The organism is Bradyrhizobium sp. LA2.1, from assembly GCF_040547725.1.
Taxonomy (GTDB): Bacteria; Pseudomonadota; Alphaproteobacteria; order Rhizobiales; family Xanthobacteraceae; genus Bradyrhizobium; species Bradyrhizobium barranii.
In genome coordinates this window covers 119,072-134,033 of record NZ_JBEPQI010000011.1, presented here as the reverse complement: position 1 = coordinate 134,033, position 14,962 = coordinate 119,072, and the positions used below count along the sequence as shown (strand labels likewise).

The 14,962-nt window shown below is 64.4% G+C and carries 12 protein-coding genes and 1 other RNA gene; 7 read left to right on the top strand and 6 right to left on the bottom strand.

Annotated features, from left to right (window positions below; translation table 11 throughout):
• The first annotated feature begins 72 nt into the window (after nt 1–72).
• From ABIB95_RS22475 to ABIB95_RS22460, 4 genes are all read left to right on the top strand, one after another.
• Nucleotides 73–1,497, top strand: coding sequence for a methyl-accepting chemotaxis protein (locus ABIB95_RS22475; RefSeq protein ID WP_354242246.1), 1,425 nt, complete (start codon nt 73–75; stop codon nt 1,495–1,497).
• Between the two features lie 732 nt (nt 1,498–2,229).
• Nucleotides 2,230–2,694 (top strand): (2Fe-2S)-binding protein, encoded by a 465-nt coding sequence (locus ABIB95_RS22470; protein WP_175617995.1) that lies wholly within the window; start codon nt 2,230–2,232, stop codon nt 2,692–2,694.
• 8 nt (nt 2,695–2,702) lie between these two features.
• Entirely contained in the window at nt 2,703–4,871 is a 2,169-nt protein-coding gene (locus ABIB95_RS22465; protein ID WP_354242243.1) for a xanthine dehydrogenase family protein molybdopterin-binding subunit, read from the top strand.
• Nucleotides 4,868–6,211, top strand: a complete 1,344-nt coding sequence (locus ABIB95_RS22460; RefSeq protein WP_354242241.1) for a c-type cytochrome — start codon at nt 4,868–4,870, stop codon at nt 6,209–6,211. The genes ABIB95_RS22465 and ABIB95_RS22460 overlap by 4 nt, the downstream gene beginning before the upstream one ends.
• A gap of 270 nt (nt 6,212–6,481) precedes the next feature.
• Here the strand turns inward: ABIB95_RS22460 and ABIB95_RS22455 are convergent, their stop codons facing one another.
• A complete protein-coding gene (locus ABIB95_RS22455) occupies nt 6,482–7,579 on the bottom strand; it encodes a cyclase family protein (RefSeq protein WP_063981030.1) in 1,098 nt (365 codons plus the stop codon).
• A 120-nt stretch (nt 7,580–7,699) separates the two neighbouring features.
• On the opposite strand from ABIB95_RS22455, the gene ABIB95_RS22450 reads away from it, so the two are divergent.
• Nucleotides 7,700–8,767, top strand: coding sequence for a CobW family GTP-binding protein (locus ABIB95_RS22450; protein WP_354242238.1), 1,068 nt, complete (start codon nt 7,700–7,702; stop codon nt 8,765–8,767).
• A 206-nt stretch (nt 8,768–8,973) separates the two neighbouring features.
• Here ABIB95_RS22450 and ABIB95_RS22445 read toward each other — a convergent pair whose 3' ends face one another.
• From ABIB95_RS22445 to ABIB95_RS22425, 5 genes are all read right to left on the bottom strand, one after another.
• Nucleotides 8,974–9,798, bottom strand: coding sequence for a TIGR00282 family metallophosphoesterase (locus tag ABIB95_RS22445; RefSeq protein WP_028150900.1), 825 nt, complete (start codon nt 9,796–9,798; stop codon nt 8,974–8,976).
• A complete protein-coding gene (locus tag ABIB95_RS22440; RefSeq protein ID WP_354242235.1) occupies nt 9,776–10,372 on the bottom strand; it encodes a 5-formyltetrahydrofolate cyclo-ligase in 597 nt (198 codons plus the stop codon). The genes ABIB95_RS22445 and ABIB95_RS22440 overlap by 23 nt, the downstream gene beginning before the upstream one ends.
• A 189-nt stretch (nt 10,373–10,561) precedes the next feature.
• Nucleotides 10,562–10,722, bottom strand: a non-coding RNA gene (ssrS, locus tag ABIB95_RS22435) — 6S RNA.
• A 59-nt stretch (nt 10,723–10,781) separates the two neighbouring features.
• Complete coding sequence (locus ABIB95_RS22430; RefSeq protein ID WP_354242232.1) at nt 10,782–11,165, bottom strand: cell division protein ZapA; 384 nt, start codon at nt 11,163–11,165, stop codon at nt 10,782–10,784.
• Nucleotides 11,162–11,482, bottom strand: a complete 321-nt coding sequence (locus ABIB95_RS22425) for a DUF4164 domain-containing protein (protein ID WP_020608063.1) — start codon at nt 11,480–11,482, stop codon at nt 11,162–11,164. The genes ABIB95_RS22430 and ABIB95_RS22425 overlap by 4 nt, the downstream gene beginning before the upstream one ends.
• A 285-nt stretch (nt 11,483–11,767) precedes the next feature.
• Between ABIB95_RS22425 and tkt the strand changes: the two genes are divergently transcribed.
• Both tkt and gap read left to right on the top strand, forming a co-directional pair.
• Entirely contained in the window at nt 11,768–13,753 is a 1,986-nt protein-coding gene (tkt, locus tag ABIB95_RS22420) for a transketolase (RefSeq protein WP_354242229.1), read from the top strand.
• A gap of 168 nt (nt 13,754–13,921) precedes the next feature.
• Nucleotides 13,922–14,929, top strand: coding sequence for a type I glyceraldehyde-3-phosphate dehydrogenase (gap, locus tag ABIB95_RS22415; protein ID WP_354242226.1), 1,008 nt, complete (start codon nt 13,922–13,924; stop codon nt 14,927–14,929).
• The last annotated feature ends 33 nt before the right edge of the window (nt 14,930–14,962 follow it).

Here is a 14,962-nt window from a genome sequence, read left to right as displayed (position 1 = left end):
TTTAAGGCTGGAATTGGAATGGGAATGCCGCGGAGAGCCGCCGAACGGCTCTGACTGGAGGACTCTCAAAACATGTCCGTCGCACAACTGGCAGTCCTGGACACCGGCTCCAACCGGACACTTGCCGAACGTCTGATCGACCAGCTCGCCGACCGCATCGGCGGTCTCGGCGTGGAGCTCGCCGACATCGCCGGCAACGTCCAGGAAGTCGCAAACCGCGTCGCGAACCAGTCCGAACGGTTCCATCACCTCCAGGAGACGGCCGAGACGATGGTCTCGGCCAATCACGATATCGCCAATGCGTCACAAGCGGTGCAATCGACCGCATCGGCAGCGGTCGGCGAGATCGCGCAGTCGCGCGGCGCGGTCGACACCGCGGTCAGCCACATCTCCGAGCTCGTCGCAGCCGTGGAGCGGATCGAGGCGCGCCTGAGCGCGGTCGGCTCGGCGCTAGCGCAGGTGGCAAAAGTGTCCGGCTCGATCGAGGCGATCGCCAAGCAGACCAACTTGCTCGCGCTCAATGCCACCATCGAAGCGGCCCGCGCCGGTAATGCCGGCCGCGGGTTTGCGGTGGTGGCAAGCGAGGTCAAGAATCTCGCGGAGGCTACCCGTGCGGCCACGCATCAGATCTCCGACACCGTGCGCGATCTCGACGGCCAGATCGAAGGCCTGATCGGCGAGAGCAGCGACGCTTCGCAACGCGCCAAGACTGCCGGCGAAGGCGCCCAGCAGATCTCCGGCATCATCTCGCGGGTCCAGCAGGGTTTTGCCTCGGTGGAAGCGGAGATCGACAGCGTCACGCGCGCCGCGACCTCCAATCTCGGCCATTGCGACACGGTCATCAGCGAGCTCAACGAGCTCGCCAAGGGCGTCGACCTGTCCTCGCGCGATCTCAAGAACGCCGATCAGCGCGTGACAAAACTGCTCGACACGTCCGAAGCGCTGATCGCGATGATCGCCGACAGCGGCGTGGAGACATCGGATGCGCCGCTGATCCGAGTCGTCGTCGAGACCGCAAAGCGGATCTCGGACGAGTTCGAGGCCGCAATCGACCGCGGCGAGATCACGCTCGACCAGCTCATGGACGAGAACTACCGGGAAATCCCCGGCACCGATCCCAAGCAATACAAGACCAACTACGTCGACTTCACCGACCGCGTGCTGCCCGCCATCCAGGACCCGATCCAGAAGTCCCATTCCCGCATCGTGTTCTGCGTCGCCTGGGCCAAGGGCGGCTATCTGCCGACCCACAACCCGAACTACCGCCTGCCGCAGGGCAAGGATCCCGTCTGGAACAACGCCAATTGCCGCAACCGCCGCCTGTTCAGCGACCGCGCGGTGAAGAAGGTCGCGGCCAACACAAAACCGTTCCTGCTCCAGACCTATCGCCGCGACATGGGCGGCGGACAGTTCGTGCTGATGAAGGACCTGTCCTCGCCGATCGTGATCCGCGGCAAGCACTGGGGCGCCTTCCGGATGGGTTTTCGGCAGAGCTGAGGGTCGCTCCGGCGGCCCCCTGAATCAAAAACCTGAAAAACAACCCCATGCACAGTAGCGGGGGCCAGGGGAATCAAGGACTTACGCCGGCAGGCCAGGACGCAGTTTGACGCGTCGGGCAAAACAGGCGCATAATACTACTATTCCGAAATCACCCATACGTGCAGACAAACCCCTCACCCGGGTCAGTCTGCATCTGCCAGCGCAGCAGCCCACTCCCGCAAAGTGGAGCTATCGCGTATGGCATTTTGCACGACCTGAGCGCGCGCCTCGTCCTTCGAGACGACCGCTTCGCGGTCTCCTCAGGATGAGGCTAAGCGGCATCGGTGCTCGTCAAAACGACGGCTGCACACTCGGTCCTCATCCTGAGGGCCCGCCGCAGGCAGGCGTCTCGAAGGATGGCCGCGAGCAAGGACGTGCCACGGCCCGACTTTCCCAATCGCACGAATTTCGTCATCGCATGAATTTCCGCATTCGCACGATCATCTGCGGCGCTCAACGGTGCTGCGACGAAAATGCGTCACAACATGACGATTATCATATCAATTAGCCCAATTCCGCTGCAGCGATCGCCGCACAAATTCGTGAACGTCATGGCCTGACGCGTCGGCAGCGCAAATATGCATCGCCGGAAATTCTGGCGCTTCATCGTTTCGCATCAGTATGATTATTGTCGCGCACGAATTCGCCGACTAGATCGCCGCAAGCGATCAAGCGAGCAAGGGGATGCTTATGGCAACAACTCTCACCATCAACGGCGAAACCAAATCGTTCGACGCGCCGCCGGAAATGCCGCTGCTGTGGGTGCTGCGCGACATCCTCGGAATGACGGGCACGAAATTTGGCTGCGGCATCGCGCAATGCGGTGCCTGCACGGTGCATGTGGACGGCAAGGCCGTGCGCTCCTGCGTCCTGCCGGTCAGCGCGGTTGCGAACCGCGCCATCACCACCATCGAACATGTCGGCAATACGCCCGCAGGCGCGAAGGTGCAGAAAGCCTGGCTCGATCTCGAGGTGGTCCAGTGCGGCTATTGCCAATCCGGCCAGATCATGGCGGCCGCCGCTCTACTGGCAACCACCTCTCATCCGGATGATTCCGACATCGACGCCGCGATGGCTGGCAACATCTGCCGCTGCGGCACCTATGTCCGCATCCGCGAGGCCATCAAGCAGGCCGCCAACGGCCGTCAGTCGTGAGGTCCGCCATGAATGCACACAACAGCCTCTCCCGCCGCACGCTTCTGACCAGCGGTCTCGCGACCGGTTTCCTGCTCGCCTTTCACCTGCCCCTACGGGCCGCCGTCAACGAGCCGGAGCAGCCGAGGGATACGACCGACGGCAAGTTCGCGCCCAACGCCTTCATCCGTATCGACGAGACCGGCCAGACCACGCTGATCATGCCGCAGGTGGAGATGGGTCAGGGCATCTACACCTCGATCTCGATGGTTCTGGCCGAAGAGCTCGACGCCGATTGGGCAAAGGTCGGGGCGTTGCACGCGCCGCCAAACGACAAGTTCTACGCCAATCCCGCCTTCGGACTGCAGGCGACGGGTGGTTCGACGTCGATCCGCGCCTGGTGGAAGCCGCTACGCGAAGCGGGTGCCAGCGCGCGCGCGATGCTGGTGCAGGCCGCCGCCGCGCAATGGCAGGTCGAGCCCGCGAGTTGCACGACGTCCAAGGGCGAAGTCATCCATGCGGCAAGCGGCCGCAAGCTCGGCTATGGTGAGCTCGCGCTGGCGGCACAGAGCCAGACACCGCCGAAGGATGTCCCGGTCAAGGACCCCAAGGACTTCGTCCTCATAGGCCAACCGCTGAAGCGGCTGGATACACCGGACAAGGTCAACGGCAAAGTCGTCTACGGCATCGACGCGATCCTGCCCAACATGAAGATTGCCGCGATCGCCAATTGCCCGGTGTTCGGCGGCAAGGTCGGCAAGGTCGATGACAGCGCAGCGATGAAAGTCGCCGGCGTGCGCAAGGTCGTCGTGCTCGACGACGCCGTCGCCGTGATCGGCGATCACATGTGGGCGGCCAAGAAGGGTCTCGAAGCGCTCAAGATCGAGTGGAACGAAGGACCGAACGCCAAGATCTCCACCAAGGACATCTGGGACGATTTACGCAAGGCCAGCGAGAAGGATGGCGCGATCGCGAAATCCGTCGGCGACATCGCCAAGGGGCTTGCCAGCGGAGACAAGTTCGAGGCGAGCTTCGAACTGCCGTTCCTCGCGCATGCCTCGATGGAGCCGATCAACGCCACCGTTCACGTCAGGCCGGATGCCTGCGAGATCTGGACCGGCACACAAATCATGACGCGCGTGCAGTCGGAGGCGGCGAAGGCCGCCGGCCTTCCCGTCGAGAAGGTGATCGTCAACCAGCACCTGCTCGGCGGCGGTTTCGGCCGCAAGCTCGAACCCGATATGGTGGTTGCGGCGGTCAAGATCGCCAAGCAGGTCGACTATCCCGTCAAGGTGATATGGACCCGCGAGGAGGACATCCAGCACGACGTCTATCGCCCGGTCTATCGCGACCAGGTCAATGCGACCCTGGTCGACGGCAAGGTGGCGGCCTGGAAGTACAAGATCGCGGGTTCTGCGGTGATTGCCCGCTGGCTGCCGCCAGCGTTCCAGAAGGGCGTCGATATCGACGCGGTCGACGCCGCCGTGGAGACGCCCTACGACTTTCCCAACTTCCACGTCGAATATGTCCGTGCCGAGCCACCGGCTGTGCCGACCGGCTTCTGGCGCGGAGTCGGCCCGAACAACAATGTGTTCGCGTTCGAATGCGCGCTGGACGAGCTTGCGCGCAAGGCCGGCAAGGATCCGGTCGAATTCCGAAGGTCGATGCTGACCAACACTCCGCGTGCGCTCGCGGTGCTCAACCTTGCCGCGGAGAAATCCGGCTGGGGCCAACCGCTGCCGGCCCGCGTTGGCCGTGGCGTCTGCCTGCAGCCATCGTTTGCGAGCTTCCTCGCAACTGTTGTGGAAGCCGAGATCGACGACATCGGCGAGATCACACTGCGCCGCATCACCTCGGTGGTCGACACCGGCATTGCGGTCAACCCCGATACGATCAAGGCGCAAATCGAGGGCGGGCTGATCTTCGGCCTCACCGCCGCGCTCTATGGCGAGATCACCATCGACAAGGGCCGCGTACAGCAGTCGAACTTCCACGACTACCGCATGATGCGCATCAACGAGACGCCGAAGATCGAGGTCATCGTCGTCAAGAGCGGCGAAGCGCCCGGCGGCATCGGCGAAGCCGGCGTCAATGCCGGACCACCGGCCCTGCGCAACGCGATTTACGCCGCAACCGGCGTGGCGCTGCGGCGCCTGCCGATCGACCGGAAACTTCTGGCTGCGGGGAAGAAGGCATGAGCGGCAAGATGCGTATCCTCACAAGCCTGGTCGTGATCGCCATCGTCGTGGCGGCGCTCGGCGTCTGGATCATCCGTGGGCCCGGTCCGCTCGACTTCGCCGGCGGCACCAAAGTGGCGCTGGCGGATTATCGCGCAGGCAAGCCGACCGGCGTGCCGGCAAAGCTGGAGAAGGCAAGCCTGGTCGAGCGCGGCGAGTATCTCGCGAAGGCCGCCGACTGCATGGTCTGCCACACCAAGCCCGGCGAGAAGGAATATTCCGGTGGGCTCGGCTTCAAGCTGCCGTTCGGCACGCTCTATTCGACCAACATCACGCCGGACAAGGACACCGGCATCGGCAATTACAGCGACCAGGATTTCCTCAACGCGGTCCAGCGCGGCACGCGTCATGACGGCGCGCGGCTCTATCCGGCCATGCCCTACACGTCCTACACCTACATGACGGACGAGGACGTGCTGGCGGTGAAGGCGTATCTGTTCAGCCTGCCGGCGGTGCGCGCGAAAGCGCCCGACAACACGCTGTCGTTCCCGTTCAACCAGCGCTGGGCGATGATCTTCTGGTCGGCCGTGTTCAATCCGGATACGCGCTTTACGCCGGATACCTCGAAGAGCCCGGAGTGGAACAGAGGTGCGTATCTCGCCGAAGCGCTGGCGCATTGCGGCGAGTGCCACACGCCACGCAATCTCGGATTTGCGCTCGACAACCGCAAGAAGTTCGGCGGCGCGATCACGGCCGGCTGGCGCGCTTTCAACATCTCCTCCGACAAGGCCACCGGCCTCGGCAATTGGCGCGACGAGGATCTGATCTCGTATCTCTCGCTCGGCCACGCGCCGGGCCACGGCTCGGCCTCGGGTCCGATGGGCGAAGCGGTCGATCGCAGCTTCAGCCAGTTCGCTCCCGAAGACATCCGCGCGGTCGTCGCCTATCTGCGCAGCGTGCCGCCGGTGGCCTCGCCCGACCTGCCTGCCACCACGGCGCCGGCCGCGCCCGCCTCGCACAAGGACGGCGTCACGGCCGACGCACGCGGCAAGATGGTGTTCGCCAGCGCCTGCGCCAGCTGCCACGGCTGGAGCGGCGAAAGCCCGGTCTCGCCGATGGCGACGCTGATCGGCACCTGGGCCGTCAACGACCCCGCCGCCACCAACGTCGCGCAGATCGTGCTGTCAGGCACCAAGCGGCATACGCCGGATGGCGCTCTCTCGATGCCGGCATTCGGCGATGCGTATAGCGACGACGAGATCGCGGCGGTGGCGAACTACGTCACGGCACGGTTCGGCACCAAGGGCTCGAAGCTGACGGCAAAGGATGTTGCGGAGCTGCGGGAGCAGACGGCGGAGTAGTGTACGACGAGATTGACGCGTGATCGCGCGCCAATCTCCGCCGTCGTCCCGGACAAGCGAAGCGCAGATCCGGGACCCATACCCACAGGGCGGGATTTGGCGAAGATTCTGTGTGGGAGCTGTGCCCCACACTACTCCCTGGGGTTATGGGTCCCCGCCCCCGTGCGCAATTGCGCACTAGGCGGGGACGACACCGAGGATGTGGCGCCGCTTTCAGCTCAACCATAACATCGGCGCGGACGCTTCACCCGCCCGCGCCGATCTTCCCCCTCACGTAATCGCGATCGGACATCCGTTGCTTCCCGTCGCGCCCTTGATGGGCGCCGGGGTGAAGGAATAGACGAACTGATACTTCTTCTCGGCGATCAGATCGTCGAAGATCAGATTCTCGTGGTTGTGGATGCCGTGCTTGGTCTGCAGCTCGGCGTGGACCACGAAAGCGAGCGACTTGTCGGGATTGGGTACCACCTCGACCGCCCAGGTGTCGGCGCCGGTCAGCGCAAGATCCTTTTCGACCACCCACTTCGCAGCATCGAGGCCGATGCCCGGCTCGCCGCTGTTGAAGCGATCATTGTTCTTCATCCACAGCGAGCCCCAGCCGGTGTGGAACATGATCGCGTCGCCAGGCTTGATGTCGCTCTCGGGGATGTTCTGCTTCGCCAGCGCCGCCTTGATGTCAGCCGAGGTGATCTCCTGCCCCGCATCCATCATGCCGCCCTTGAGCGCGACCATGTCGAGCAGATGCGCGCGGGTGAAGATCGGCTTAAGCTTCTCGATGCCAAGCTTCTTGAGCCCGTATGCGTCGCTAATTTCTGCAGCTGTGAAGCCATTGTAGAATCGCATCTCGCTCTTGTCGCCGTCCTTGCCGAGCTGGACTCCAATATGGCCGAGGCCGTCGAACTGCGTACCGGTCTGGCCGATCTCGGTGGCCAGGAATTCGTCGTGATAGACCATCTTATTGTCACCGAACGGGCCGCCGGTCGGGCTGCCGGGAATGCGCAGTGCGAATATACGCGCACCAAACAGCGGCATGGCGGCTTCGTAGACGCGGCCGATCTTGTAGATCTTGCCGTCCTTGATCCATTTCGCCGCGTCGAGGACCTTCGCCGGGGTGATGTGGTTGGATGCGCCGGACTCGTCATCCTTACCCCATTTCGATGGCCACCAGGGCTTGTCGGTGCCCTTGGGCATGGAGGTTGCAGTCTGCGCCTGGGCCTCACTGATCGGTGCAAGCGCGAACTTGCCATGCATCGAGCCGGCGAGCGCGGCTCCAGCAACGCCGGCGATGCCCGCGGTGCGGAGCAGGGTCCGGCGATCCGTCGTGGAGCCGCCGCCGTCTTGATCTACGTTATTGATCTCGTTAGACATTCCACCCTCCCAGGTTGTGGTCAGAACAATGTCTGACTCTAAAATTGTTTCCGCTAGCCTCCTCCTCCGCTACGCTGTTGTCCAGCGACAAAAATAAGACGGCCGACGCGAGAGCTTCCCATGGGCCTGTTCGAAAGCGATAAATCCGCGCAGCGACTTCCGGTCTCGCTGATCACCGGCTTTCTCGGCAGCGGCAAGACCACGCTGCTCAATCGCTTGCTGCGCCACGACGGCATGAAAGACAGCGCCGTCATCATCAACGAGTACGGCGAAGTCAGCCTCGACCATCTCCTGGTCGAACGCGTCGACGGCGAAGTCGCCGTGCTTGCGAGCGGATGCATCTGCTGCACCATCCGCAGCGACCTGGAGCAGACGCTGCGAGACCTTCTGGTGAAGCGGGACCGCGGCGAGATTCCGCCGTTCCGCCGTATCCTGGTCGAGACCACCGGGCTCGCCGACCCCGCGCCGATCGTGCAGCTCCTGCTCAACAATCCGCTCGTCTCGCACTTCCTGCGGCTCGACACGGTCGTGACCACGGTCGATGCGGTCAACGCGCCGCATCAGCTAGACCGGCAGTATGAGGCGGTGAAACAGGTCGCGTTGGCCGACCGGCTGTTGATCACCAAGAGCGACCTGGTCGAGGACATCGCGGCGCTTGAGCTGCGTCTGCGGCGGCTCAATCCCGGCGCCAGAATCGAAAGCGTCAGTCACGGCGAGATCGATCCCGCGCAGCTATTCGGCGCCGGCCTGATCGATCCCGAGCTGAAAAGGATAGACGTTGACCGCTGGCTCAACGAGCGGGCCTTCGCGGAACCACATGCGCACGCCGGCCATGCGCATCACGATCATCACGCGCACCATGATCATGGCCATCATGATCACGATGCGTCGATCGCGAGCTTCATGCTGGCGTTCGACGAGCCGCTCGACTGGATGGCCGTGACGCACTGGCTTGCGCATTTACGCAACGCGCGCGGTCAGGATCTGCTGCGGGTGAAGGGGATTCTCAATCTCCGTGACGAACCGGCGCCGATCGTGATCCATGGCGTGCATCACGTCTTCCATCCGCCGGTCGCGCTTAGTGGCTGGCCCGACAGCGATCGCCGCTCGCGCATCGTGTTCATCACACGCGGCATCGCGCGTGCGGACGTGCTTGAGCTCTGGCAGGCCGTTCGCGCGGCGGCGTGAGGCGCGTCGAAATGAGCGACGCTGCTCTTACCCTCCCCTGGAGGGGGAGGGTCGATCGCGCGAAGCGCGAGCGGGGTGGGGTGATCTCTCCACGCGGGCACTGTTCGTCGCGGAGGGACCGTCACCCCACCCCGCTACGCATTCCGCTTCGCTTCATGCGTAGCCACCCTCCCCCTCCAGGGGAGGGTGGCCAATACCGCGAGACTTCAGCTCAACCAGAATTTCGGCGTCGCCGGCTCCAGCCGGCCGCCGACGCGCACCGGCGCAATCTTTAGCGCGAGGCCGGTCGCGTCATCCGTCTCGACCGCAACGCCGCTCAGCGTCGCGACGCCAGCCGCCGGCTCGAACCGGCCGGAGGGAATCCCCGACGTGAAGCGCCGCAGCGGTTCTTCCTTCTGCATGCCGATGATGGAATCGTAATCGCCGGTCATGCCGGCGTCGGTCATGTAGGCGGTGCCGCCCGACAGGATCTGGTGGTCGGCGGTCGGCACATGGGTGTGGGTGCCGACGACGAGGCTGGCGCGGCCGTCGCAGAAGAAGCCGATGCCCTGCTTCTCGCTGGTCGCCTCGCAATGGAAGTCGACGACGATGGCGTCGGCGGCAACGCCGAGCGGACAGGCACCAAGCTCACGCTCGAGCGCGGCAAAGGGATCGTCGAACGGGGTCATGAAGACCCGGCCGAGCGCGTTGACGACGAGCGCATGCTTGCCGTTCTTGGTCTCCACCAGCGCGGCGCCGCGGCCGGGCGTGCCGCGCGGGTAGTTCGTCGGCCGCACCAGGCGTTCGGCGCGCTCGATGAACACCAGGGCTTCACGCTGGTCCCAGGAGTGATTGCCGAGCGTCACCGCGTCGGCCCCGGCATCGAGAAACTCCTGATAGATCGCTTCCGTGATGCCGAAGCCACCGGCGGAATTCTCGCCGTTGACGACGACGAAATCGAGCGACCAGTCCTTGACCATGCCGGGCAGATATTCGGCGATGGCGTTGCGGCCGCTACGGCCGACGACATCACCCACGAAGAGAATGCGCAACTTCAGAACTCCGGAAATCGAACACGTCCGATTCCGTTAGCACATAATCCAGCGCGACGTCGTGCGATAGTGCCGGAACCGCCTTGATCTCCTGGGCAGCAAAAGCAAGCCCGATGCCGACGATCTGCTTGGTCTTGCGCAGATGCGCGAAGGTGTGGTCGTAGTGCCCCGCGCCATAGCCGATGCGATGGCCGAGACGGTCGAAGGCCGCGAGCGGCGTCAGCATGATGTCGGGGATGACTTCGGCCGCAGCTGGCGACGGCTCGGGAATGCCGAGCGGGCCAAGCATCAGGCGGTCATTCGGATGGAAGATGCGGAAGATCAGCGACTGGCCGCGGGCGGTGACGCAGGGCAGCGCGAGCTTTGCGCCCGCCTCGGCGAGCGCCTTCATCAGCGGCAGCGGATCGATCTCGCTGCGGATCGGGGAATAGCCGGAGACGATGCTGCCGGGCAGGAGCGGGAACGGCAGCCCGCGCTTGGCGAGCTTTGCGGCGGCGGCGATGCGCTTCTTCTCGCTCAGCGCATCGCGCGCCGCGAGGGCTTTGGCACGGAGTTCGGCTTTCGAATTGGACATGCGCTTTGGTCCCCCACGTCATCACCCACCTTGTGCGCCCTTGCGCACTGGGGCGGGTGATCCAGTATTCCAGAGGCGGTGGTGATTCACACAAAGGCCGCGGCGTACTGAATGCGCCGGGCAAACCGGAGCATGACATCTACCGAGCTGGCCGCAGTCGTTTCGACAAGCACAAACCAAGCAAAAAAGTGCGAAGCCGCGAACGCCGTTGAAGCACTCGATCCCGGAGTTCCCTACGAAAGTAGGTGGGCACCATATGTCCGAGCCCACGGGCCCGGCCAGGGACAGTTCCCTAAAGGATCGATAAGGCCCCGGGGATATATGGCTCCTGACGCACGTCGCAGCCTCGCCCGCGCAATGTAACAACGATACTGACGAACCGCCAGCCCAACGGGCGGTCCGCCCAAAATCAGCCGATCGCGATCCCGTTGCCCACCGTCCGGTTCAGGACCTGGGTCGACTTCTCGATGCGCTCGGCGGCGGCGTTGAGTGCATTCACCGCGGCGGTCTGGGTCATCCGGGCGCGCTCGACGGCGGCATTGCGGAAATCCCTGAGCTCAGTCAGCTCCTGCTCCATGGTGCGGACGCGGTTGCCGACGTCGACCAGCTCGTCGCAGACGGTCAGCGCCGCCATCACGGTGAGCCTGGCATCACCGATCTCGCCGAATTTTCCGCGCAGCGACTGAATTCGCGTCTCCAGGCTTTCGGCGAGCTTGAGCAGCCGCACCTCCTGGCCCTCCTCGCAGGCCATGCGGTATTGCCGGCCGTTGATGGTGACGTTGATGTGGCTCATCCGTCCTCTCCGGTATCGAGCACCGAGCGTATCGTGACGATTGCGGAATCCAGCCGATCGGAGATTTCGCGATTGGTGCGCTCGAGCTTGCGCGCCTTCACCAGCGCGCCGTCGAGCTCATCGGCAAGCCGCGAGCGATCCGCGCCCAGTGCCTGGATTCGCGCCGCGAGCTCGTTCTCGTCGCGATCGGCATCGCGCCGCCGCTCCACCGCGCTTTCGAGCGCGTCGAGCGCCGCCATGAGTCTGCGGGTCGCGATCTCGATCTCGACGGCCGAGGACTCCGTCATGGCAGAGCTGTTGGAAACGCGATCGTTCATGCAGTCAGCGGCGGAACCTGTGGCCTTGCCCGTGGGGCTTGCCGTCCGGCAAAAGACTCGGTTCGGCAAACGGTTAGAAGCAGAAATTTACGTGGCAAGCTAGCGGAGCGCAACGTCGCCGCGAAACTATGCACTGCTAAGCAACTTTTACGGCCAAACCGACGTTTGATTGCCTTGGACTCCCGGAACCGAGGTGCTATCCCAGCCCAACCTTCCGTGGCCGCCAGGCTCCCCCCACGCGGCCCGCACCACTGCCAAGCGCCTCATTTCAGACGGATTTCAGACATGACGCAAGTCGACCACAACCGCATGGCCAACGCGATCCGTGGCCTCTCGATGGACGCTGTCGAGAAGGCGAAATCGGGCCATCCCGGCTTGCCGATGGGCGCCGCCGACGTCGCCACGGTGCTGTTCACGCAATTCCTGAAATTCGACGCCGCAGTCACCGACTGGCCCGACCGCGACCGCTTCGTGCTCTCGGCCGGCCACGGTTCGATGCTGCTCTATTCGCTGCTGTATCTGACCGGCAATGCCGACATGACGCTGGATCAGCTCAAGCAGTTCCGCCAGCTCGGCGGCTTGACCCCGGGCCATCCCGAGAACTTCCACACCAAGGGCATCGAGACCACCACTGGTCCGCTCGGCCAGGGCATCTCGACCGCGGTCGGCATGGCGCTCGCCGAGAAGATGCTCGCCGCCGAGTTCGGCAAGAAGATCGTCGACCACCACACCTACGTGCTCGCCTCCGACGGCGACCTGATGGAAGGCGTGTCGCAGGAAGCGATCGCGATGGCCGGGCACTGGAAGCTCGGCAAGCTGATCGTGCTCTACGACGACAACGGCATCTCGATCGACGGGCCGACCTCGATCTCCGATTCCGTCGACCAGGTGAAGCGCTTCAAGTCCGCGGGCTGGGCCGCCGAAAAGATCGACGGCCATGACCAGGCCGCTATCGCCGCAGCGATCACCCGCGCGCAAAAATCCAACAAGCCGACGCTGATCGCCTGCCGCACCACCATCGGCTTCGGCGCGCCGCACAAGGCCGGCACCGCGAAGGCGCATGGCGAGGCGCTCGGCGCCGACGAGCTCAAGGCCGCCAAGGAAAATCTCGGCATCTCGCTCGAGCCGTTCTCGGTGCCGGATGACGTGCTGAAGGCCTGGCGCGCAGCCGGCAGCCGCGGCGCGGCGGCACGACAGGACTGGGAAGGACGGCTCGGCGAGCTCGGCAGCCGCAAGCGCGCGGAGTTCGAGCGCCGTCTGCGCCACGAGCGTCCGGCCTCGCTCGCGAAGGCCGTGCGCGCGTACAAGAAGGAGCTGCTGGAAAAGCCGATGACTGCGGCGACCCGCAAATCCTCGGAAGCGGTGATCGAAGTCATCGCCGGCGCGATGCCGATGGAATTCCTCGCCGGCTCGGCCGACCTCACCGGCTCCAACAACAACAAGGCGAAGTCGGCCACAGCTTTCTCGGCCAAGACGCCAAAAGGCCGCTTCATCCATTACGGCATCCGCGAGCACGGCATGGCGGCTGCAATGAACGGCATCTTCCTGCATGGCGGCTTCGCGCCGAACGGCGCGACCTTCCTGGTGTTCACCGACTATGCGCGTCCCGCGATGCGCCTTGCCGCGTTGATGGGCGCCGGCGTCGTCTACGTGATGACGCACGACTCCATCGGCCTTGGCGAAGACGGCCCGACCCACCAGCCGGTCGAGCATCTCGCCGCACTTCGCGCCATTCCGAACATGCGTGTGTTCCGCCCCGCCGACTCCATCGAGGTCGCCGAGTGCTGGGAGCTTGCGCTCAATCGTATCGACGGCCCGACCGTGCTGGCGCTGACGCGGCAGAACCTGCCGCAGCTCCGCACCAATGCGCCGAACGACATTCCCTGCGCGGCCGGCGCCTACGAGCTGGTCGCCGCCCAGGGCGAAGCCAAGGCAACGCTGTTCGCTTCCGGCTCAGAGGTCGAGATCGCGGTCGCCGCCCAGAAGCAGCTCGCCGAGCGCGGCATCGCGTCACGGGTGGTCTCGGTGCCCTCGCTCGAGCTTTTGTTAGCGCAACCAGAAGCCAAGCGTGCCGAGATCATCGGCAACGCGCCGGTGAAGGTCGCGATCGAGGCCGCAGTGCGCTGGGGCTGGGATGCGGTGATCGGCCAGGATGGCGATTTTATCGGCATGCATTCGTTCGGCGCGAGCGCGCCGGCGAAGGATCTTTACAAGCATTTCGGCATTACCGCCGAGGCTGCGGTTAACGCTGTGCTGAAGCGCGTTAGCTGAGAGTTGAGCTTGCCAAAAAAAAGGACTACGTAGTCTCTCATATGATCAAGCATCGCCCGGCCGAACCGGGCGTCCGCCCTAAAAAACCCTCGCAGGCGCGCTAAGCGCGTTGTGCGGGATGATTGGGGTTATCGAACACGTCATTGAACGGTCATAAGGAGATGAAACATGGCAGTCCGCGTCGGAATTAACGGTTTTGGCCGCATCGGCCGCAACATCCTGCGGGCTATTGCCGAGTCCGGCCGCAAGGACATCGAGGTCGTCGGCATCAACGACCTCGGCCCGGTCGAGACCAACGCGCATCTCCTTCGCTTCGACAGCGTCCATGGCCGCTTCCCCGGCACCGTGACCGTCGATGGCGACTCCATCAACCTCGGCGGCGGCAAGATCAAGGTGACCGCCGAGCGCGATCCCTCGAAACTGCCCTGGAAGGATCTCGGCATCGACATCGCGATGGAATGCACCGGCATCTTCACCGCGAAGGACAAGGCGTCCGCGCATCTCACCGCCGGCGCCAAGCGCGTGCTGGTCTCCGCGCCCGCCGACGGCGCCGACGCCACCATCGTCTACGGCGTCAACCACGACACGCTGACCAAGGATCACCTGGTCGTCTCCAACGGCTCCTGCACGACGAACTGCCTCGCGCCGGTCGCCAAGGTGCTGAACGACCTGGTCGGCATCGAGACCGGCTTCATGACCACGATCCACGCCTACACCGGCGACCAGCCGACGCTGGACACGCTACACAAGGATCTCTACCGCGGCCGTGCGGCGGCGATGTCGATGATCCCGACCTCGACCGGCGCGGCGAAGGCAATCGGCCTCGTGCTCCCGGAACTCAAGGGCAAGCTCGACGGCGTCTCGATCCGCGTGCCGTCCCCGAACGTCTCGGTCATCGACCTCAAGATCGTCGCCAAGCGCGCCACCGACGCCAGGGAAATCAACGCGGCGATGAAGCGTGCCTCCGAGCAGCAGCTCAAGGGCATTCTCGGCTATACCAATCAGCCGAACGTCTCGATCGACTTCAACCACGATCCGCACTCCTCGACCTTCCACGAGGACCAGACCAAGGTGCAGAACGGCACGCTGGTGCGTGTGATGTCCTGGTACGACAACGAGTGGGGCTTCTCGAACCGCATGGCGGACACCGCCGTCGCGTTCGCGAAGGTGATCTAACTCCGCTCTCGTGTCCCGGACGCGATGCAGCGT

Excerpts from the sequence above, each read along its gene's own strand:
- ABIB95_RS22440 (WP_354242235.1), bottom strand. The coding sequence starts at position 10,372 with ATGTCCAATTCGAAAGCCGAACTCCGTGCCAAAGCCCTCGCGGCGCGC.
- ABIB95_RS22450 (WP_354242238.1), top strand. The coding sequence starts at position 7,700 with ATGGGCCTGTTCGAAAGCGATAAATCCGCGCAGCGACTTCCGGTCTCG.
- ABIB95_RS22460 (WP_354242241.1), top strand. The coding sequence starts at position 4,868 with ATGAGCGGCAAGATGCGTATCCTCACAAGCCTGGTCGTGATCGCCATC.
- gap (WP_354242226.1), top strand. The coding sequence starts at position 13,922 with ATGGCAGTCCGCGTCGGAATTAACGGTTTTGGCCGCATCGGCCGCAAC.
- ABIB95_RS22425 (WP_020608063.1), bottom strand. The coding sequence starts at position 11,482 with ATGAACGATCGCGTTTCCAACAGCTCTGCCATGACGGAGTCCTCGGCC.
- ABIB95_RS22465 (WP_354242243.1), top strand. The coding sequence starts at position 2,703 with ATGAATGCACACAACAGCCTCTCCCGCCGCACGCTTCTGACCAGCGGT.
- ABIB95_RS22430 (WP_354242232.1), bottom strand. The coding sequence starts at position 11,165 with ATGAGCCACATCAACGTCACCATCAACGGCCGGCAATACCGCATGGCC.
- tkt (WP_354242229.1), top strand. The coding sequence starts at position 11,768 with ATGACGCAAGTCGACCACAACCGCATGGCCAACGCGATCCGTGGCCTC.
- ABIB95_RS22475 (WP_354242246.1), top strand. The coding sequence starts at position 73 with ATGTCCGTCGCACAACTGGCAGTCCTGGACACCGGCTCCAACCGGACA.
- ABIB95_RS22470 (WP_175617995.1), top strand. The coding sequence starts at position 2,230 with ATGGCAACAACTCTCACCATCAACGGCGAAACCAAATCGTTCGACGCG.
- ABIB95_RS22455 (WP_063981030.1), bottom strand. The coding sequence starts at position 7,579 with ATGTCTAACGAGATCAATAACGTAGATCAAGACGGCGGCGGCTCCACG.